A 19,857-nucleotide genomic window follows, 5' to 3' on the forward strand; every position below is an offset into this window, starting at 1 on the left:
CCGACCCGATTTGCAACCAGCCGTAACCGCCGCGCCCGCCCGCGAGAATACGGATTGCTTTCACGCGAATGACAGGATGAAAACCGGCCGGAGCAACAGGCGACACGCGGGCACTCGGACGATCGATAAAAGCCGAGCCACGCCGATAAAAAAGGGCGGCTCGTCGCCGCCCTTCGTCTTACCGCCCGCCGCCCGCCGGCGGCGCACCGGAGGCCGATTCGAACAACGCATCCGCCCGCCCGACGCGCACGAAGCGCGCCGCGTCGTCGCCATCGACCAGCGCGCGGAAATGAGCCTCGCCGCACGCGAGCTTCGCGCGCTCGTGCTCGCTCGGCACGTGGCCGTCGGCATTCGGCGTATCGACGACGAAGTACAGCCGCTCGCCGCCATCCTGTTCCGCGAGCACGGCCCAGTCCGGGTGATAGCTGCCGAGCGGCGTCTGCACGCGGAACCATGCAGGCAGCTTCGCGTACAGCTTCACGCCGTCGTGCGCTTCGAGCGCATCGGCGAACGCGCGCTCCGCGTCCGTCTCGCATACGACCGCTTCGTGGATCGACTTGCGCGCGTCCGGCCGCAGGTTGCGCAGGTAGCCGGTCAGCGCCTCGCTCTCGAACGATTCGAGCGCATGCACGTGGCGCTCGCCGAGCTTGCGGTACGCGATGCCCGCGACGAGCGCGAGCCGCTTGCAGCGGTTGATCGCATCGGCCGCGACCGCGATGAACTGCTGCGGATTCACGCGGAAATCGTCGAGCCGGCCGCTGTCGGCGAGGATCGTCGCGAGCGAGCGACGCGTGAGCTGCGTGCGGTCCTGCAGCTCGGTGAGCAGGTCGGGCAGCGGCAATTCGCCTTCGTCGAGCAGCACGGTGCCGGCGCCGGCCACCTCGATCGCCTCGATGCCGGCCTTGCCGATGTCGATCTCGGCCTTGCGCCACTGCAGCCGCGCCCGTGCGATGTCCGGCGCGTCGCGCAACGCGGCCGTGCAGTCGCGCACCAGCTTCGCGTTGTCGAACTCGACGCGGTACACGGTGCGATGCCGAATGCGATCCCACAGCGCGCGGAAATCCTCGCCGAACACGACGGCCTTGCCCGACGCATCGCGCCGCAACGCGATCGCGCGGCGCTCGTCGGCGTTGCGCACCGCGAAGCGGCCGGACAGCTTGCGCAGCGTCGCGACGATCGGCGCGCGCAGCCGCTCGAACGCGTCCGGCAGCACGAGCGCGCTCTGGCGCAGCGCATCCTTCAGCCGGTCGAGCACCTTGCCCTGCGCGTCGACGTAGCCCTGCTCGTGCAGATGGTTCCACAGCACGCGCGACAGCTCGATGCCGAGCGCATGCGCGGGGCCGTCGTCTTCCTGCACGGGCAGCGCCGCGAACTGGTGTTGCTCGACGATCCCGAAGCGGATGCCCGTATCGGCCTCGATTTCCTTCTGCAGGTTTTCGGCGAACGACTCGTAGCGCTCGGTCGCGATCACGGTGAGCGTGTTGACGCCCGGATCGCGCACGCGTTCGCCGTCCTGGTCGACCGCGAGGCGCAGCCCGCGGCCGAGCGTCTGGCGGCGCTCGCGTTCGGTCTGGATGTCGCGCAGCGTGCAGATCTGGAACACGTTCGGGTTGTCCCAGCCTTCCTTCAGCGCCGAGTGCGAGAAGATGAACTTCAGCGGCGTGTCGAACGACAGCAGCGCTTCCTTCTCGCGCATGATCAGGCCGTATGCGCGCTCCGCGTTCTCGCGGGCCGCCGCGCTGCTTTCGCTCGTGTCGGTCCAGCCGCCCTTGCGGTCGATCGAGAAGTAGCCGTTGTGCGCACGCTCGACCTCGAGGGCGATGTCGACGCCGTCGAACAGCGCACGGTAGGCCGGTACGCGGGCCGCGCGCGCATATTCCTCTTCGAAGATCAGCGCGTAGTCGCCCTTCACGGGCATGCCGTTCTCGTCGTAGCGGCGATAGCGCTCGACCGAGTCGACGAAGAACAGCGACAGCACCTTCACGCCGCGTTCGGCCAGACGCAGCTCCTTGTCGAGATGCTCGCGGATCGTGCGGCGGATCATCTCGCGCTGCACGGCGAGCGTGTCGATGTCGCCGAACGCCTCGCCGAGCGACAGGAACGCCTCGCCTTCCGGATGGCGCAGCTCGACGTATTCGGCGCCCTTGACCGCATGCACCTCGCCGATCCGCAGCCCCGCATACAGCGCGCGCTTGGTCAGGCGCTCGAGATCGTCGCCGTCGGTGGCCGACACGATCTGGCGCTTCACGCCGGCCGCCGTCGCGACGTCGAGTTCGACGCGCGCGCTGATCGCGCCGCGCCGGTTCGACACGCCGACGAGCCGCACGTACGGCTTGTTGTGCGCATCCTCGACGATCGCCGACGCGATCTCGATCTGCTTGACGAGCTTGCGCTCGTACGCGTCCACCGCATCGAGCCGGTACACCATGTGGTGACGGTCGACGTGGGTGGCCGAATAGCGCAGCGTGCAGAGCGGCGCCATCGCGGCGAGCGCTTCGCGCCCGCGCCCTTCGAGGCCGCCGTCGACGCTTTGCGGCTCGTCGACGATCACGATCGGTCGCGTCGCGCGGATCAGGTCGATCGGCTTCTCGCCGCCGGTCTTCTCGCTGTCCTTGTAGAGGTTGTTGATCTCTTTCTTGTTGATCGCGGCGACCGTCATCACCATGATCTGGATCGCCGCGCTCGCCGCGAAGTGGCGCACCTGGCCGAGCTTCGCGGAGTCGTACAGGAAGTAGTCGTACGGCACGCCCGCGTACAGCGCGCGGAAGTGATCCTCGGTGATCGCGAGCGTCTTGTGCACGCCTTCCTTGATCGCGATCGACGGCACGACGATCACGAATTTCGTGAAGCCGTAGCGGCGGTTCAGCTCGAAGATCGTGCGCAGATACACGTAGGTCTTGCCGGTGCCGGTCTCCATCTCGACGGTGAAGTCGCGCGAGCCGGGCAGGCCGGACGGCGGCAGCCCGCCGCGCAGCTGCACGTCGGCGAGATTGCGCGCGAGTGCGTCCTCGGTCAGCGACAGCCGGTTGCCGACGCCTTGCTCCGACACCGCGAAGCCGAGCGAGCCTTGCGCGGCGGCCGTCGTGCCGGGCGCGGCGTTCGCGAGCACGCTGAAGTCGCCGCGATACGATTCCTGGCCGCGAAACAGGTCGCACACGGCGTCGATCGCCTCGCGCTGGTAGTCGAGATCCGCTTCGAAATGCAGCCGCATCACAGGCTCCGCACGCGCTTCACGCCGTGCTGTTCGAGCAGCGCGGCGAGATTGAGCTTCGCGACGTCGTCGACGAAGCCGCTGTCGCGGAACAGGCACGTGACGTCGCGCGACGCGCCGGTGGCGTCGAGCAGGTCGACGATGCCGTCGGCGAGCGGGCCCGCGTCGTCGCGCGACAGGCGCGCATCGAAGCACGCGACGATCGCGCGGCCGATCAGGTGCACCGTCTTGCCGGCCACCTGGTGATGCTCGACCGGCGTGCACAGATCGAGGCCGAGCTTGAGCGTCAGCTCGGCGAGCAGGTCGTCCTCGGTGCGGCCGGTCTTCACGTGTTCGACGGACGCGAAGAGCGCATGGTCGAAGTCGTCGCGGCGCGGGTCCCACTCGATCACGTTGGTCGTGTCGAGCCGGTACACGCGAAAGCCGAGGTCGCCATAGCTTTCCGGATAGTCGCGCGCGACCTGCTGCGCGGCGCGGCGCAGGCGTTCCTTCGTGATTTCGGCGAGCGTCAGCGGTTTTTTCAGCTTCGCGCAGAAATCGGCGGCGGCCGTCTGCGTCTTGTCGCGGCGGTCGAGCGCCTCGGGCAGCTGCACGAGGATGTAGCGGCGCGCGCCGCCGTCGGTCGCGTTCACCTGCATGACTGCGTGGCCGGTCGAGCCGGAGCCGGCGAAGCAGTCGAGCACGATGTCGTCGCCGCGCGTGCACCAGCCGATCACGGCCGCCGCGAAGTCGACCGGCTTCGGCAGGTCGAACGGAATGCCGAGCGTCTTCAGCAGCGCGTCGTCGGAGCCGGCGAACGGCAGCACCGACGGCACGTTCTCGTACATGTTCTCGTCGAGGTAGTAGATCCGCTGCGGCTGCGTGGTTTCATCCGGGCCGAATTCGATCTGGCCGCGTTCGAGCAGCGCCTGCATCGTCGCCGGCGGGTTGCGCCAGCCGCGCGCCGGCATCGCGCACGGCTTGCCGGTGACCGGGTGGATCAGCGGCGTGAAATATTCTTCGGGCGCCTTCTTCTTGTTCGGCCAGGCCATCGACACGAGGCGGTACACGCGGCCTTCCGCCGACAGCCGGTCGTACATCACCTCGCCGCCGGACAGGTTGGTCTGCGCCTTCATCCACGCGCGGTACGCCTTCTGCGCGTCCTTCGGGTTGCCGCTGCGGTACACCGCGTCGTGCGCGGCGTCGAGCATGCGTTGCGCGTTGCGCTTCGGGCGCTTGAGCGGCGCCCGTTCGAGCAGCGTCTCGGCGTTGCGCGCGAACAGCACCAGCGATTCGTGCTGGTACGCGACGCCGCGCGCGTCGCCCTTCGGGTTGCGCTTGTCCCACACGGCCACGCCGAGCTCGTTTTCCTCGCCGAAGATCTCGCGCAGCATCAGCACCAGCGCATGCACTTCGTGCTCGTCGATGTGCACCGCGATCAGCCCTTCGTCGGACAGCAGCGCGTGCGCGAGCTTCAGGCGCGGATACATCATGTTCAGCCAGTCGGTGTGGAACCGGCCGTTCGCCTCGGTGTTGGTGCTGCGCTTCACGCCGGCTTCGGTCTGGCCCGTCATCGCCAGGTAGTGGCGGATGCTGTCGCTGAAGTCGTCCGGATAGACGAAATCGCTGCCGGTGTTGTACGGCGGATCGATGTAGACGAGCTTCACCTTGCCGGCGTAGCTCTTGTGCAGCAGCTTCATCACGTCGAGGTTGTCGCCCTCGATCACCAGATGGCGCGTGTCGTCCCACGCGACGCTGTCGTCGGGGCAGGGCCGCAGCGTGCCCGTCGACGGCGTGAGCGCGGCCTGGCGCGCGGCGCGCTTGCCGTGCCAGTGGAAGCCGTAGCGCTCGTCGGCGTCGCCGACCGTGCGCTCGCCGACCAGCGCCTTCAGCACGTCGACGTCGACCGACGCGCCGTGCGGGCCTTCGGTCACGAGTTCGGGGAACAGCGCCTTCAGGCGCGCGACGTTGTCTGCGGTGAAATCCGTCGACATCGCCTGCGGGCTGGCCGCATCGAGTTTCTGCATCGTCTTTTCCATCGGAACCCGGCCGCGCGCGCCAGGACGTCGGGCGCGCTCACGGCACCGGCGGCAACGGCCGCCCGGGCAAACCCGAAACGCTAGCGAGTCGGTCGGCGCAGGTCAAGCGCCGATGTGGGCCGGGCGCGTGCGCATCGGCCGCGATCGCCCGCCGGACGGGCCGCGAGCGGGTTCGGGCCGGTTGTCGCACGGGGCGGCCGGCGGGCGCGCGACGGCGCCGCGCAAAGGCTGAAACAGGACGAAAAAAGGGCACGGTCGGCGCAAGCGCCGGCGTGCCCGCATGGAGAATCCCGGAAGGAGGGTGCGGCAGGGCCCGGCGGGCCCCGCCCGGATGACCGCCTCGGGTCAGAAGCGCGTGCGGATGCCCGACGTCAGTTCGAGCTGGTTCTTCGCGCCGAACGTCGACGACACCGTGTAGCCGCCGTGCAGCTTCATGTAGTCGCCGGCCAGGTACACCTCGGTGCGCTTGCTCAGGTGATAGAACACCGACCCGTAGATCGTCTCCTTGAAGCCATTGGCGACGCCGTTGGTCAGGCTGAACGCGCCGAGGTTGGCGTTCGGCGTGAAGCCGTCCGCGTTGTTCGCGGCGTTCTTGATGCGCATCTGCTGGTAGCCGAGCTCGTAGTCGAGCGCGCCCTTCGGCGCGATCTTCATCGACACCGTCCACGAATCGTCGTGGCGCTGGCCGAGCGGGCCCTGGTCGCCGTTGTAGCGGAAGTAGCCGGCATTCAGGCGCACGATGTCGAACGTGTAGTTGCCGCCGACCGAGAACGTCTGGTTCCGGAAGCCGTTGTGGTTCACGTGGTTGTAGAAGCCCGACACGGCGAACGGCCCGCCGTTGTAGCCGAGCGCGGCCTGGTACGCGGAGCCGGTCGCGAACGACGTCGAGTTGCTGAACTGGTAGCCGGCGCTCGCGAAGATGCCGTTGCTGAACAGCTTCTTCCACGCGACGCCGTTGTTGTAGCGCGTGCCGGTCGGGCCGGCCGCGTAGAAGATCATCTGCTTGAAGTTGTTCGAGTTGGTCCAGCCGCCCTCCTCGGTCGACAGCTTCGCGGAGCCGTACGCGTCGCCGTAGATCGTCGCCGCATCGCGCGCGATCGTGTTCTGGAAGCCGGCCGTCAGCTTGCCGAAGCGCTCGTCCTCGACGCCGACCCACGCGTCGCGGTCGAAGATCTGGCCTTCGTCTTCCATCTGGCCGTTCGCGACCACGAATTCGCTTTCCAGGCGGAAGATGATCTTCGTGCCGCCGCCGATGTCTTCAGCGCCTTTCAGGCCCCAGCGGCTGCCGCTGAACCACGGTTCGCCTTCGTTGCCCATCCCGATCACGTGCTTGCCGTTCGCATCGGCATGGGTCCGGTAGGTCGGAAAGCTCAGGTCCATCAGGCCGTAGAGCTGCACGGTCGACTGCGCATGCGCATGGCCGGCGCACAGGCCCGCCGCCGCGATGGAAAGGGCAAGGGTTTTTCGTTTCAAGATCGTCTCCTCCGAGCTGCCGCATTGAAATCCGGTCGTTGGCAGTACGTAATGTATGCCGACTCTTGCCGGCCACAGCGAGCGGGCCGACGCATAGCATCGTAGAGGGGGCAATCCTTCACGGCGCTTTCCCGGCGGAAAGAATCGGATCGGTGAAAACACCGAACGCGCAGCCATCACGGATCGGGCACGCGTGCGGAAGCGGTTCTGCCGGACGTCGGGCAGGCTTCGATGATGATTCGCGCTACGAATTGATGTGCGGAAGGCGGGAAGCGCGCCGCGTCAATCGTGCGCGCTCTTCATGCGCAGGATGTAGCCGAGCCCGCGCAGCGTGATGATCTCGGCCGTGCTGCCGGCGAGATGCTTGCGCAGCCGGTGGATGTAGATGTCGATCGCGTCGGCGCTGGGCTCGTCGTCGAGCGCGAATACGCTGTCCATCAGCCGCGCCTTCGACACCGTCTTGTTCTGCTGCAGCATCAGCGTTTCGAGGATCGCGTGCTCGCGGCGGCGCAGCGCGAGCACCGCGTCGCCGCAGCGGAATTCGCGCGTGCCGAACGCATAGACGAGGTCGCCGCACACGAGCTGGGTCGTGCCGACGCCGGCCTGCCGGCGGATCAGCGCACGGATGCGCGCCACCAGCTCGCGCGACTCGAACGGCTTCACGACGTAATCATCGGCGCCCGCGCCGAAGCAGTCGACCTTGTCGTCGACCGAACCGTGCGCGGTCAGCATCAGCACCGGCACGTTGTCATTGCGGCGCCGCAGCCGCGCGAGCACTTCCTTGCCGCTGATGCCGGGCAGGCGCATGTCGAGCAGCACCGCGTCGTAGCGTTCGGTCTTGAGCACCGTGTCGGCCCGTTCGCCGTCGCCGACGCAGTCGACCGCGAAATCCTCGCCGCGCAGCAGGTTCACGATCCAGTGCGCGAGCTCGGCGTTGTCTTCGACCAGCAAAAGTTTCATGACGGCGTTCTCTTCAATCGAAAGCGGGCAACCGCACGGTCACGACGATCCCGCGATTGCCGGGCCCCGGCGCGAGCGACACGCTGCCGCCGTGCGCCTGCGCGATCTCGCGGACGATGGCGAGCCCGAGGCCCGAGCCGTCGGTGTCGGCCGACACGCGGTAGAACCGCTTGAATACGTGCGGTCGCGCTTCGGCGGGGATGCCGGGGCCGTCGTCGACCACGTCGAGCACGATCGCCTCGCCGTCGCGCCGCGCGCAGACCGTCACGCAGCCGCCCGGCTGGGTGTAGCGCACCGCGTTGTCGACGAGGTTCATCACCAGCGCGGTGAGCAGGCTGTCGCTGCCCGCGACGTCGAGCCGCTCGCCGAGATCCGCGCCGAGGTCGATGTCGCGCCGCTGCGCGAGCACGATCGTCTCCTCCAGCACGCTCGACACCACCGCGGCCAGGTCGACGCGCTGGGTCAGGAGCGTCGACGGCGTCGCTTCCGCGTGCGCGAGCAGCAGCAGCTTGTCGGTCACGTCGGCCATCTTGCGGCTGCTGCGCTGCATGCTGTCGAGCACCGACGCGAGTTCACGATCGTCGTTGCCGCGCTGCTGCGCGTACTGGATCTGCGTGTCGAGCACCGCGATCGGCGTGCGCAGCTGGTGCGCGGCATCCGCGATGAAGCGGCGCTGCGTGGCCGTGTGCGTGTTCAGGCGCGCGATGCACTGGTTGATCGCGTCGACGATCGGCCGCAGTTCGTATTGCAGCCGCTCCGGGCGGATCGGCTCGAGTTCCATCGGCCCGCGGTCGGCCACGTCGTCCTTCAGCTTCATCAGCGGGCGCAGCTCGAAGGTGAGGCCGAGATAGACGAGCACCACCGCGAGCACCAGCATCAGCGACAGGCGCACGAGCTGCGGCCGCCAGATCGTCGCGACCATCGCGCCGTACGAACGCGTCGTCTTCGCGACGACCACGGTGACCGTCTCGACCTGCCCCTCGTCGTACAGCTGGCGGTCGTAGGCCACCGCGCGCAGCGGCACGCCGTCGAGCGACGTGTCGTACAGCGTCGGCTCGATGCCGTGCCGCGCGGGCAGGTCGAGCGCAGGATTGCCGGCGAGCAGGCGCTCGTGGCCGTCGATCACCTTGTAGAACACCGAGTCGCCCGACGGCGATTCGAAGATCTCCAGCGCGGCGGGCGGCACGTCGGCCGCCGGCCGGCCGTTGCGCCATTCGACGTCCTCGCCGATCGTGCGCGCGGACGCGACGAGCGCGCTGTCCTGCACGAGCGCGGCCGTGGTCCGCGCGGTGTCGTACGACATCGCGCCGGCGATCAGCACGAATACCGCGAGCGGCAGCAGCAGCCACCACAGCAGTCGTCCGCGCAGGCTGTGCGCCATCCTGTTGCGCTCCTTCCCGGAAATGCCGAACCGCGCCGGGGTCGCCGGCGCGGTCGGGGTGTCATGTCAGGCGCCGGCGGGCGGCGTTCAGAACGCCGCGGGGCGCCACTTCAGCAGCCGCTTCTCGATCCGCGTCAGCAGGTAGTCGGCGGCCAGCGCGACCACGGCCAGCACGATCATCGCCGCGAACACGCCGCTCGCGTTGAACGCGCCCTGGGCGGTGGAGATTAACAGCCCGATCCCTTGCTTGGAACCCAGGAATTCGCCGACTACCGCACCGACCAGCGCGAAGCCGAAGCTCACGTGCAGGCTCGCGAGAATCCAGGAGAGCGCGGACGGGATCACGACCGACGTGGTGATCTGCCGGCGCGACGCGCCGAGGATCTGCGCGTTCGCGATCAGGTAGCGATCCGCTTCGCGCACGCCCTGGAACGCGTTGCCGAACACGACGAAGAACACCATCACGACGGCCAGCGCGATCTTCGACGCCATCCCGAGGCCGAGCGCGATCACGAACACCGAGCCGAGCACGACGCGCGGAATCGAGTTCGCGATCTGGATGTACAGGCCGAACACGTCGGCCATCAGCTTGTTGCGGCCGAGCACGATCCCGCAGATCACGCCGGCCACCGAGCCGATCAGGAAGCCGATCGCGGTTTCCTCGAGCGTGACCCACACCTGCGTGAGCAGCGGACCCTGCGACGTGCCGTTCACGAACCAGTCCTGGATCTGCGCGAAGATCAGCGACGGCATCGAGAAGAAGAACGGATCGATCCATTTCAGCCGGGCGGCGAGTTCCCACCCGCCCAGCACGATCACGAGTACGGCGATCCGCAGCGTGACGATCAGCGTGCGCCGGCGGCGCAGCCGGCGTTGCGCGGCGCGCTCGTCGTCCTCGAGCGTAGTCGCCGGAAGGGCGGTGGTGGGAAGCGTCATGTCGGTCATGCTCCTGTCCTTGCTGTTTCTTGCCGGTGCTTGTCGTGCGGCGTATGCGTCAGCCGATCTGCACTTCTTCGCGCAGGTCGTGCCAGATGTCCTTGGAAATTTCGATGAAGCGTGCGTCGTAGCGCACTTCCGACATGACGCGCGGGCGCGGCAGGTCGATTTCATACACGCGCTTGAGCGTCGCGGGGCGGGCGGTCAGCACGAACACGCGGTCGGCGAGCGCGATCGCTTCCTCGAGATCGTGCGTGACGAACACGACCGACCCCTTGTTCGCGGACCACAGCTGCAGCAGCTCGTCCTGCATCAGCGTGCGGGTCTGCATGTCGAGCGCGGAGAACGGCTCGTCCATCAGCAGGATCTCCGGCTGGTTGATGAAGGTCTGCGCGAGCGCGACGCGCTTTCTCATCCCGCCGGAGAGCTGGTGCGGGTAGTGTTTGGTGAACTTGTCGAGGCCGACCTTGCGGATCCACTCCTCGGCCTGCGCGTACGCGACGTCCTTCGAGCGGCCGCGAAACAGCGGGCCGGCCGCGACGTTGTCGATCACGTTGCGCCACGGGAACACGGCGTCGGCCTGGAACACGAAACCGATGCGCGGGTCGATCCCGTCGACCGGGCGGCCCATCACGCGGACTTCGCCCGACACGGGCTTGAGCAGCCCGGTGATCAGGTTCAGCGTGGTCGACTTGCCGCAGCCGGTCGGGCCGACGATCGCGATGAATTCGCCGCGCGCGACGCTCATGCTGAAGTCGCGCAACGCGACGGTGGCCTTGCCTTCCGGCGAAATGAAGCGGCACGACACATTGCGAAACTCGATCGCCGGTGTGCTCGGGGAGACTGCCTGATTCATCGCATCGATCCTGCGGGTGAGGAGGGCGTCGCAGTGGCGGCGCCGGGCCGGTCAACCGGGCCGGAACGGGGAACGCGCAGGCGGCGGGATCGCCGCCGCCGGCGTCGCGGCTTACTTCGCGTTCACGAAATCGTTCGTATAGGTGCGCGCCAGGTCGATGTGCTTGCCCTTCACCGACGGGTTGAACGCCGACAGCACCTTCAGCACGGTCGCCGGGCCGTCGGCCGGCATCTTGCCGTCGGCCGTGTACATCGGTAGCGACGCCTTCAGCGCGGCCACGTACAGCGCCTTGTCCTTCTGGTAGTCGGCCGGCATCTTCGCGGCGATTTCGTCGGCGCTGTGCGTGTGGATGAACTGCATCGTCTTCGCGAACGCGTGCGCGAGCTTGGTCGCCTCCGCCTTGTGCGCATCGGCCCACGCCGACTGCACGTACAGGCTCGCGGCCGGGTAGGTGCCGCCGAGCGCGGCGCGCGTGCCGTCCAGCGTGCGCAGGTCGACCAGCACCTTCGCGTCGCCCATCTTCTCGAGCGCGGACACCGTCGGCTCGGTCGTCATCCCGGCGTCGATGCGGCCCTGCTTGATCGCGGCGATGAAGCTCGCGTCGGCGCCGACCGGCAGCATCGTGTACTGCGTCGACGGCACACCGTGCTGCAGCGCAAGGTATTGGGTGAGGAAGCTCGTCGACGAGCCGAGGCCCGTCACGCCGAGCGTCTTGCCCTTCGCGTCGGCCATCGACTTGAAGGTCGGCGCGGCCTTGGTCGAGACCATCTCGACTTCGCCCGGCACCTGGCCGAACACGGCGATCGCCTTCACGTCCTTGCCCTTGCTCTGCAGGTCGATGGTGTGATCGTAGAAGCCGACGACGCCTTGCACGGCGCCCGCGAGCAGCTCGTTCTCGGCGTCGACGCCGGCCGGCTGCGACAGCAGCTCGACGTCGAGCCCTTCGGCCTTGAAGTTGCCGAGCTCCTGCGTGAGCCGCGCGGGCAGGTAGATCAGCTTCGCGATCCCGCCGACCATGATCGTGATCTTGCCGCCGTCGTCGGCGAACGCGGGATGAGCGGCGAGCGCGCAGCTCAGGCTGGCTGCAACGGCGAGGGTGCGCAGGATGGGTCGCATCGGGGTCGTCTCCTTCGTTGTATTCGTATGGCGCGATGCTTGCTGCATCGTCATCACGAGTATAGGGAGGCGAAACCTTCCGCAACCTTTCGCGGGTCGGCGGTTCGTTTAGGGGTTTTCCAGCAACGGGGGCGGAATGGGGGCGACCGGCGCCGAAGCGGGTCGACAGGGGACCGCGGGGCGTCTAGCGCCAGCCGAGCAACACCCGCCCCATCGCATCGAGCCCCATGTCGAACAGGTGCGACACGAACGGCACCAGGTTCGGCACCATCAGTTGCACGAGCAACAGCCCGACGAGCATCGTCACCGGAAAGCCGACCTGGAACACGCCGATCTGCGGTGCCGCGCGGTTCAGGATGCCGAGCGCGAGGTTCGCGATCAGCAGCGCCGCGACCACCGGCAGCGCGAGCAGCAGCCCCATCTCGAACACGACCGCGCCGAAGGTGGCGAGCGTGCGCCAGCCCGGCGCGTGCAGCAGGTCGCCCGACACCGGCAGCGACTGGAACGACGCGGCGAGCGCCGCGAACATCTGCAGGTGGCCTTCCACCGCGAGGAACGCGAGCATCGCGACCGCGTTCAGGAAACGGCCCATCACGGGTGTCGCGCCGCTCGTGTGCGGATCGAAGAAGGTCGCGAAGCCGAGGCCCATCGACAGCCCGATGAAGTCGCCGGCCGCCTCGACGGCCGCGAACACGAGCTGCATCGTGAAGCCCATCGCGACGCCGATCAGGAATTGCGTGACGAGGATCCAGATGCCCGGCGCGGAGAACACGGTGACGTCCGGCATCGCGCCGAGCGTCGGCGCGACGACCAGCGCCATGAACGCGGCCAGGCCGATCTTCACGCGCACCGGCACTGCCGCGTGGCCGACGACGGGCGCCGTCGCGACGAGCGCGAGCATCCGCACGAACGGCCACAGGAACGCCGTGAGCCAGCCGTTGAGCTGCGCGTAGGTAACCGAGAACATCGTCGCGGAACGGGGCTGCCGGGCGCGCGGCTCAGCCGACGCCGAGCGTCGCGACGTGCAGCAGCGTCTGCCGCAGGTAGTCGAGCATCGTCGTCAGCATCCACGGGCCGGCGATCACGAGCGTCGCGGCGACCGCGAGCAGCTTCGGGATGAACGACAACGTCGCTTCGTTGATCTGCGTCGCAGCCTGGAACAGGCTCACGACGAGGCCGACCGCGAGCGCGACCAGCAGCAGCGGGGCCGCGAGCAGCAGGCCGACCATCATCGCCTGGTGCGCGAGCGTCATCACTTGTTCGGGCGTCATCGCGTGATTCCTCCGCGGCTTACGTGAAGCTCTGCGCGAGCGAGCCGATCAGTAGCTGCCAGCCGTCGACCAGCACGAACAGCATCAGCTTGAACGGCAGCGACACGGTGGACGGCGACACCATCATCATCCCCATCGACATCAGCACGCTCGCGACGACCATGTCGATGATCAGGAACGGGATGAACACCGTGAAGCCGATCTGGAAACCGGTCTTCAGCTCGCTCGTGACGAACGCGGGCACCAGCAGCGACAGCGGCACGTCGTCGGGGCCCTGCATCGGCGCGGCCTTCGAGATCTTCGCGAACAGCGCGAGGTCGGTCTCGCGGGTCTGCTTCAGCATGAAGGTCTTGAACGGCGCGACGCCGCGCTGCACGGCCTGCTCCATCGGTATCGAGCCGTCGGAGAACGGCTTGTAGCCGTCGTTGTACGCGCGGTCGAGCACCGGCGACATCACGAAGAAGGTGAGGAACATCGCGAGGCCGACGAGCACCTGGTTCGGCGGCGTCGTCGCGGTGCCGAGCGCCTGGCGCAGCAGCGACAGCACGATGATGATGCGCGTGAAGCTCGTCATCATCAGCAGCATCGCCGGCAGGAACGACAGCATCGTGAGCAGCAGCATCGTCTGCACGCTCAGCGAATAGGTGGTGCCGCCGTGCGGCCCCGGGCTCGCGTTGAACGCGGGCAGGCCGCTCGCCTGCGCATACGCGAGCGCAGGGGCGAGACAGAGGATCAGCACGGGCGCGACGCGCGCCGCGCGACGCAGGAATGCGTGTTTCATCGGAATGCGGAGACTGGAAGAGGGCGCGGCGCCATGTCAACGGTCCTTGCCACGCCCGAGGCGTTTCGCGGCTTCGCCCGCGAGCGCGTCGCGAAACCGCGAGCCGAACGTGCCGGGCAGGCCGGCGTCGGGCGCATGGCCGCCGGCGGACGCGTCGGCCGGAGCCGACCCCGCGGTCGCGGTGGTGGCCATCGAACCGGCCGGCAGCGTATGCAGCAATCGCACGTTGCCCGGCGCGACGCCGAGCACGAGCCAGGTATCGCCGATCTCGACGATCGTCGCGCTTTCCTTCGCGCCGAGCCCGACGCTCGACACGACCTTGAGCGGGCCGCCGCGCCGCGCGGGCTGGAAGCCGAAGCGGCGCGCGAGCCACGCGCACGCGAACACGAGGCCGATCACGACCGCGAGCCCGACGAGCGTCTGCAGCACCGCGCCGATGCCGAGCGACGGCGCGGCCGAACCGACCGTCACGCTCGACGCGATCGAACCGGGGTGGTTCACCGCGTTCATGTCCGCGGCGCCGGCCGGCGCGCACACGAGCGACGCGACGACGGCAAGCACCGTCGCCGCCATCGCGCGGCACACACGCTGGCCGGGCTTGACGACGTTCATCGATTCAGCTTCCGGATACGTTCCGCCGGCGTGATGATGTCGGTGAGGCGAATGCCGAACTTGTCGTTGACCACCACGACTTCGCCTTGCGCGATCAGGCAGCCGTTCACGAGCACGTCCATCGGCTCGCCGGCCATGCCGTCGAGCTCGACGACCGACCCCTGCGCGAGCTGCAGCAGGTTGCGGATCGCGATCTTCGTGCGGCCGAGCTCCACGGTCATCTTGACCGGGATGTCGAGGATCATCTCGATGTCATTGTGCGTCGAGCTCGCCGCGGCCTTCGACAGCGGCTGGAACACGCCGGCGCCCGTCGCCCCGGCCGCCACCGGCTGCTGGTTCTGCTCGGCGAGCGCGGCCGCCCAGTCGTCCATGCCCGGATCCTCGTCGGCCGCGGCCGGCGCCTGCGCGTCGGCGGCCGACGCCGCGAGCGCTGCATCGGCCATCGCCTGCATGTCGTCGTCGGGCGTCTGGTTCAGCTCACTCATATCCACCTTCCTTCATCGAATCGCTCGCGCCGATCATCTTCTGCACGCGCAACGCATATTGACCATTGAAAATTCCGTAGCCGCATTCCATCACCGGCACGCCGTCGACCTTCGCGGTGATCGTGTCCTCGATCTCGAGCGGCAGCACGTCGCCCGCGCGCAGGTTCAGGATCTTCTCGAACGTCGACGAGATCTCGGCGAGATTCGCGGTCAGCTCGACCTCGGCGGCCTGCACCTGCTGGGACAGCACGCGCACCCAGCGGCGGTCGACTTCGAGCGCCTCGCCCTGGATCGGCGAGCTGAGCACGTCGCGGATCGGCTCGATCATCGAGTACGGCATGCAGATGTGCAGCGTGCCGCCCGTCGGCCCGAACTCGATCGAGAACTGCGTGACGATCACGATCTCGTTCGGCGTCGCGACGTTCGCGAACTGCGTGTGCATCTCCGAGCGCACGAATTCGAACTGCAGCGGCCGCACGCTCTTCCACGCGGTCGTGTAGTGCTCGAACACGAGGTTCAGCAGCTTGCCGATGATCCGCTGCTCGGTGGCCGTGAAGTCGCGGCCCTCGACGCGCGTGTGGAAGCGCCCGTCGCCGCCGAACAGGTTGTCGACGACGAAGAACACGAGGTTCGGGTCGAACACGAACAGCGACGTGCCGCGCAGCGGTTTCACGTGCACCAGGTTCAGGTTGGTCGGGATCGGCAGGTTGCGGGTGAATTCGCTGTACTTCTGCACCTTCACCTGGCTGACGGAGATTTCCGCCGTACGCCGCATGAAGTTGAAGATGCCGATCCGCAACAGGCGCGCGAAGCGGTCGTTGATGATCTCGAGGCCGGGCATCCGGCCGCGGACGATTCGCTCCTGCGTCGCGATGTTGTAGGGGCGGACGCCCGATGTGTCGCGCTGCTCGTCGACTGCATCGGTTTCGCCCGTGACGCCCTTGAGGAGGGCATCGACCTCCTCCTGGGACATGAACTCCTGGTGACCCATACGCGCTCCTTTCGCGGCCGCGTTACTGGACGACGAACTCGGTGAACAGGACGTCGTCGACCTTCGCGCGCTGGTTGCCCGGCTGCGTCGGCTGCTCGATCAGCTCCCGCAGCTCCGTCGCGAGCGAACGTTTGCCGTCCGGCGTCGCAAGCTCCTCGGGATGCTTGTTCGACAGCGCGAGCAGGATCCGGCTGCGGATTTCCGGCATCCGCGCGGTCAGTTGCTCCTGCGCCTTCGGGTCGGTGAGTTTCAGCGACAGGCCGACGCGCAGGTAGTGCTGCGCGCCGTCGTCGGACTGCAGGTTCACGGTCAGCGGGTCGAGCGGGAAGAACACCGGCGCGGCCAGCGGCGCCGGCTCGGCGGGCGCGCTCGCGTGGCCGACGCCTGCCTTGCCCAGGAACACGTACATGCCGCCGGCGGCGGCGGCAGCCGCGCCCAGCGCGATGACGGCGATGAGCGCGATGCGCTTGAACTTGCCGGACGAAGCCGGCTTGTCGGCGGTCGGGTTTGCGGTCGTGGCCATGTGAATGCGTGCGTGATGTCTCGTAGCATGCATTGTTCGGCATCCGGGCCGAGGCCGATGGGCGGAAAAGAGGGGGGAATTGCGGCTATCTCAGCCGATTGTCGGCCGGCGCGGCTCGATGCAGGGCAGGAACGGCGGGGAAACGATCCTCGGGGAGGAGCGGAGTGCGGCCGGCGGGAACAGACCGTCAGGCGAGGAACGCGGCAGGGCGGCGAGCGGCGCCCGCCCGCGCATCCGTCGTCAGATCGGCAGCAGCGTGAGCAGCGGCGCGATCAGCACCATCGCGACGCCCGCGATCATCATCGTCAGGCTCGACACGACGCCTTCCTCGTTGCCGATCTCGCGCGCCTTCGCGGTGCCCACGCCGTGGGCGGCCGCGCCGAACAGCGCGCCGCGCGCGAGCCGCGTGCGCATCGGCACGAGCGCCAGCACGAGTTCGCCGAGCAGCATCCCGCAGATGCCGGTCGCGATCACGAACAGGGCCGTGAGGTCCTTCGGCGCATGGATCTTGTCGGACACGGCGAGCGCGAACGGCGTCGACACCGAGCGCGTCATCAGCGAGCGCTGCAGTTCGGGCGACAGGTGCAGCAGCTTCGCGAGCAGCAGCGACCCGCATACGCCCGCCGCGATCCCGACCGCGACGCCGACCGACAGCGACAGCCAGTGGCGACGGATCAGGTCGCGATAGTCGTAGATCGGCACCGCGAACGCGATCGTCGCCGGGCCGAGCAGCCACATCAGCCAGCGCGTGTCGCGGAAATAGACCGAATACGGGATGCCGGTCAGCAGCACGAGCAGCACCAGCACGCCCGGCACGAACACGAGCGGCGAGAACAGCAGCGTCTTCTTGTACGCATAGAGCCGCTTCGACGCGAAATACAGCACGACGGTCAGCACGAAGCAGCCGACGGAGATCGCGGTATTCACCCGGTCGGCGGGCAGGTTCGATAGCGCGGCGAGCATGAACGGCTCCGGCTCAGTGCGCGATGGCGCTCAGGCGCGCGCGGCGGCGTTCCGCGAACACGCGCTGCGCGGCGAGCCGGCGTTCGAGCTTCGCGGCGAGATCGACCGCGACGGCCACCGCGACCATCACGAACGCGGTGCCGGCGAGCATCACCAGCGCGATGCGCCAGCCGTCCTCGCGGAACAGCCCGCCGTACTGCACGGCCGCGACGGCGGCCGGCACGAAGAACAGCAGCATGTCGGACAGCAGCCAGTTCGCGCCGTCCTTCACCCACGCCGGCGCGACGCGACCCGAGAACAGCAGCACGAGCAGCACCGCGAGGCCGATCACGCCGGACGGAATCGGCAGCCCGACCTTGCGCACGGCCCAGTCGACCACCATCCACAGCACGCCGAGCGCGGCGGCCTGCAGCACGATCCGGCCCGTGTGCGCGAGGCTGCCCGAAGCAGCGGGGCGGGCGGCGGCAGTGGCGGTCGGCTCGTTCATGGCGGGTTCCCTGCAGAGGTTTCTGTCAATGGAGCAAGTATAGGGTTTCCCCTAACCATAAATAAAATGACTTGTCTCTATCCTTGTCATTCCAATTCGGAATTCGCTTGCATTCAGCCGCACCAATCTGGGGAGTGATCGATGGAATTGCGCGCACTGCGGTACTTCGTCGAGGTGGTTCGTCAGCAGAGCTTCACCGCGGCGGCCGACAAGCTGTTCGTCACGCAGCCGACCATCAGCAAGATGGTGAAGGCGCTGGAAGACGAGATCGGTTCGCCGCTGCTGCTGCGCGACGGCCGGCAGATGGTGCTGACCGACGCCGGGCGGATCGTGTTCCAGCGCGGCCAGGACGTGCTGGCCGCGCAGGCGCAGCTGCAATCGGAGCTGAACGATCTCGGCACGCTCGGACGCGGCGAGCTGACGATCGGCATTCCGCCGCTCGGCGGTTCGCTGTTCACGCCGATCATCGCCGCGTACAAGCAGCGCTACCCGAACATCGAGCTGAAGCTGTTCGAGCAGGGCGCGCGGATGATCGAGGCCGCGCTGACGTCGGGCGAGCTGGAGCTCGGCGGGCTGCTGGAGCCGGTCGATCCCGGCACGTTCGAGCGGCTGCCGATGGTGCGCGCGCCGCTGTGGCTCGTCGCGCCGCGCGAGTCGCGCTGGGAGGACCACGCGGCCGTGCCGCTCGCGGATCTCGCGCGCGAATCGTTCGTGTTCTATGCGGAAAGCCTCGCGCTGCACGACGCGGTGCTCGATGCGTGCCGGCAGGCCGGCTTCACGCCGTCGATCGTGAGCCGCAGCGGCCACTGGGATTTCATGGCCGCGCTCGTGCATGCGGGCGTCGGCATCGCGCTGCTGCCCGAGCCGTATTGCCGGCGGCTCGACGCGGGGCAGTTCACGTGCCGGCCGATCGTCGAGCCGGAAATCACGTGGGCGATCGCGCTCGGCTGGCTGAAGAAGGGCTACCTGTCGCACGCGGCGCGCGCCTGGCTCGACGTCGCGCGGGCGACGCTGCCGCTCGCGCCGGCCGACGATCTCGCGTTCGGGGGCTTGCGGGCGCGGGAGTGAGGGCCGGGCCGCCGGGCTCGGCGCGATCAGACGTGCAGAATCGGGCCTGGATAGCGGGCAACGGTGTGATCGTGCGTGAGCAACGTGACACCTTCCGAAATCGCCTGGGCAATCAGCAGCCGGTCGAACGGATCGCGATGCACCGGAGGCAGTTGCTCGACTGCCAGGACATGGGCGCTCGTGATCGGCAATTCCACGTAGCCGGCGTCGAGCAGATTGCGACGCAGCACGTGCGGCTCGACCTGAAAGTCGGCGCGATCGAGCCCGCGCTTGATCACGATTTCCCAGAGGCTCGCGACGCTGAACAACAGGGTATGGGCGGGATCCTCGATGAGGATACGGGCGCGATCCGGCAATTCGGTCGCATCCGCCGCTGTCCAAAGAATCAGATGCGTGTCGAGCAACAGTTTCACGCGCCGCCCTCGAACAGCTTCCGGATGGCATCGTCACCCATCGTGTCGAAGTCGTCCGGCACCACGATCTGCCCCTTCATGAAGCCGATCCGCGCCGGCCGCGTCGCCTCGGGCGCATCGATCGGCACGACCTTGACGAGCGGCTTGCCGGCCTTCGCGATCACGAACGGCTCGCCCGCGTGGACAGCCTCGTCGATCAACCGAGACAGGTTCGTCTTCGCGTCATGCATGTTGTAGGTCTGCATGGCTTCCCCTCAAATAAACTAAGTTCAATCACTTATTTAGCTTAGTTTATACCACGAATGGCCGCAA

At 68.0% G+C, this 19,857-nt stretch carries 20 protein-coding genes; 1 reads left to right on the forward strand and 19 read right to left on the reverse strand.

Annotated features, from left to right (window positions below; all coding sequences use genetic code 11):
• Nucleotides 1–178 precede the first annotated feature (178 nt).
• The 17 genes from DFS13_RS33485 to DFS13_RS33565 all read right to left on the reverse strand — a co-directional run bounded on the left by DFS13_RS33485 (nt 179) and on the right by DFS13_RS33565 (nt 18,064).
• Nucleotides 179–3,211 (reverse strand): type III restriction-modification system endonuclease, encoded by a 3,033-nt coding sequence (locus tag DFS13_RS33485; protein ID WP_034201179.1) that lies wholly within the window; start codon nt 3,209–3,211, stop codon nt 179–181.
• Nucleotides 3,211–5,229, reverse strand: coding sequence for a site-specific DNA-methyltransferase (locus DFS13_RS33490; protein WP_034178472.1), 2,019 nt, complete (start codon nt 5,227–5,229; stop codon nt 3,211–3,213). The genes DFS13_RS33485 and DFS13_RS33490 overlap by 1 nt, the downstream gene beginning before the upstream one ends.
• 345 nt (nt 5,230–5,574) lie before the next feature.
• A complete protein-coding gene (locus DFS13_RS33495; protein ID WP_012492982.1) occupies nt 5,575–6,702 on the reverse strand; it encodes a porin in 1,128 nt (375 codons plus the stop codon).
• A gap of 282 nt (nt 6,703–6,984) precedes the next feature.
• Nucleotides 6,985–7,662: a response regulator gene (locus DFS13_RS33500; RefSeq protein ID WP_006491276.1), complete on the reverse strand. Its 678-nt coding sequence runs from the start codon at nt 7,660–7,662 to the stop codon at nt 6,985–6,987.
• A 13-nt stretch (nt 7,663–7,675) separates the two neighbouring features.
• Nucleotides 7,676–9,043 carry a sensor histidine kinase gene (locus DFS13_RS33505; RefSeq protein ID WP_059721137.1) on the reverse strand — a complete coding sequence of 456 codons (1,368 nt, stop codon included), beginning with the start codon at nt 9,041–9,043 and terminating at the stop codon, nt 7,676–7,678.
• Between the two features lie 87 nt (nt 9,044–9,130).
• Nucleotides 9,131–9,979, reverse strand: coding sequence for an ABC transporter permease (locus DFS13_RS33510; protein WP_006491277.1), 849 nt, complete (start codon nt 9,977–9,979; stop codon nt 9,131–9,133).
• Between the two features lie 58 nt (nt 9,980–10,037).
• Complete coding sequence (locus DFS13_RS33515; protein ID WP_006491292.1) at nt 10,038–10,835, reverse strand: ABC transporter ATP-binding protein; 798 nt, start codon at nt 10,833–10,835, stop codon at nt 10,038–10,040.
• A gap of 111 nt (nt 10,836–10,946) precedes the next feature.
• Nucleotides 10,947–11,951 carry an ABC transporter substrate-binding protein gene (locus tag DFS13_RS33520; protein WP_048984971.1) on the reverse strand — a complete coding sequence of 335 codons (1,005 nt, stop codon included), beginning with the start codon at nt 11,949–11,951 and terminating at the stop codon, nt 10,947–10,949.
• 184 nt (nt 11,952–12,135) lie between these two features.
• Nucleotides 12,136–12,918 (reverse strand): flagellar biosynthetic protein FliR, encoded by a 783-nt coding sequence (gene fliR, locus DFS13_RS33525; protein WP_105866414.1) that lies wholly within the window; start codon nt 12,916–12,918, stop codon nt 12,136–12,138.
• Between the two features lie 31 nt (nt 12,919–12,949).
• Nucleotides 12,950–13,222: a flagellar biosynthesis protein FliQ gene (gene fliQ / locus DFS13_RS33530; protein ID WP_006491272.1), complete on the reverse strand. Its 273-nt coding sequence runs from the start codon at nt 13,220–13,222 to the stop codon at nt 12,950–12,952.
• 19 nt (nt 13,223–13,241) lie between these two features.
• Nucleotides 13,242–14,003, reverse strand: a complete 762-nt coding sequence (gene fliP, locus DFS13_RS33535; RefSeq protein ID WP_111442693.1) for a flagellar type III secretion system pore protein FliP — start codon at nt 14,001–14,003, stop codon at nt 13,242–13,244.
• 36 nt (nt 14,004–14,039) lie between these two features.
• The gene (gene fliO, locus DFS13_RS33540; RefSeq protein ID WP_006495402.1) at nt 14,040–14,615 is read right to left on the reverse strand and encodes a flagellar biosynthetic protein FliO; all 576 of its coding nucleotides are present in this window, start codon (nt 14,613–14,615) and stop codon (nt 14,040–14,042) included.
• Nucleotides 14,612–15,100 carry a flagellar motor switch protein FliN gene (gene fliN, locus DFS13_RS33545; protein WP_006491286.1) on the reverse strand — a complete coding sequence of 163 codons (489 nt, stop codon included), beginning with the start codon at nt 15,098–15,100 and terminating at the stop codon, nt 14,612–14,614. The genes fliO and fliN overlap by 4 nt, the downstream gene beginning before the upstream one ends.
• Nucleotides 15,093–16,091, reverse strand: coding sequence for a flagellar motor switch protein FliM (gene fliM, locus DFS13_RS33550; RefSeq protein ID WP_006477232.1), 999 nt, complete (start codon nt 16,089–16,091; stop codon nt 15,093–15,095). The genes fliN and fliM overlap by 8 nt, the downstream gene beginning before the upstream one ends.
• A 22-nt stretch (nt 16,092–16,113) precedes the next feature.
• Complete coding sequence (gene fliL, locus DFS13_RS33555; protein WP_006491281.1) at nt 16,114–16,614, reverse strand: flagellar basal body-associated protein FliL; 501 nt, start codon at nt 16,612–16,614, stop codon at nt 16,114–16,116.
• A gap of 240 nt (nt 16,615–16,854) precedes the next feature.
• Complete coding sequence (locus DFS13_RS33560) at nt 16,855–17,577, reverse strand: LrgB family protein (protein ID WP_062884215.1); 723 nt, start codon at nt 17,575–17,577, stop codon at nt 16,855–16,857.
• A gap of 13 nt (nt 17,578–17,590) precedes the next feature.
• Nucleotides 17,591–18,064 (reverse strand): CidA/LrgA family protein, encoded by a 474-nt coding sequence (locus DFS13_RS33565; protein ID WP_111442694.1) that lies wholly within the window; start codon nt 18,062–18,064, stop codon nt 17,591–17,593.
• Nucleotides 18,065–18,205: 141 nt separating this feature from the next.
• Between DFS13_RS33565 and DFS13_RS33570 the strand changes: the two genes are divergently transcribed.
• On the forward strand, nt 18,206–19,132 hold the full coding sequence (locus tag DFS13_RS33570) for a LysR family transcriptional regulator (RefSeq protein ID WP_006491270.1): 927 nt from the start codon (nt 18,206–18,208) through the stop codon (nt 19,130–19,132).
• A gap of 26 nt (nt 19,133–19,158) precedes the next feature.
• On the opposite strand, the gene DFS13_RS33575 is transcribed toward DFS13_RS33570, so the two are convergent.
• The gene (locus DFS13_RS33575) at nt 19,159–19,545 is read right to left on the reverse strand and encodes a type II toxin-antitoxin system VapC family toxin (protein ID WP_077019832.1); all 387 of its coding nucleotides are present in this window, start codon (nt 19,543–19,545) and stop codon (nt 19,159–19,161) included.
• Complete coding sequence (locus DFS13_RS33580) at nt 19,542–19,790, reverse strand: type II toxin-antitoxin system Phd/YefM family antitoxin (protein WP_023477389.1); 249 nt, start codon at nt 19,788–19,790, stop codon at nt 19,542–19,544. The genes DFS13_RS33575 and DFS13_RS33580 overlap by 4 nt, the downstream gene beginning before the upstream one ends.
• Nucleotides 19,791–19,857: the final 67 nt, after the last annotated feature.

Source organism: Burkholderia sp. 28_3 (genome assembly GCF_003253915.1).
In the GTDB taxonomy this organism is placed as follows: Bacteria; Pseudomonadota; Gammaproteobacteria; order Burkholderiales; family Burkholderiaceae; genus Burkholderia; species Burkholderia cenocepacia.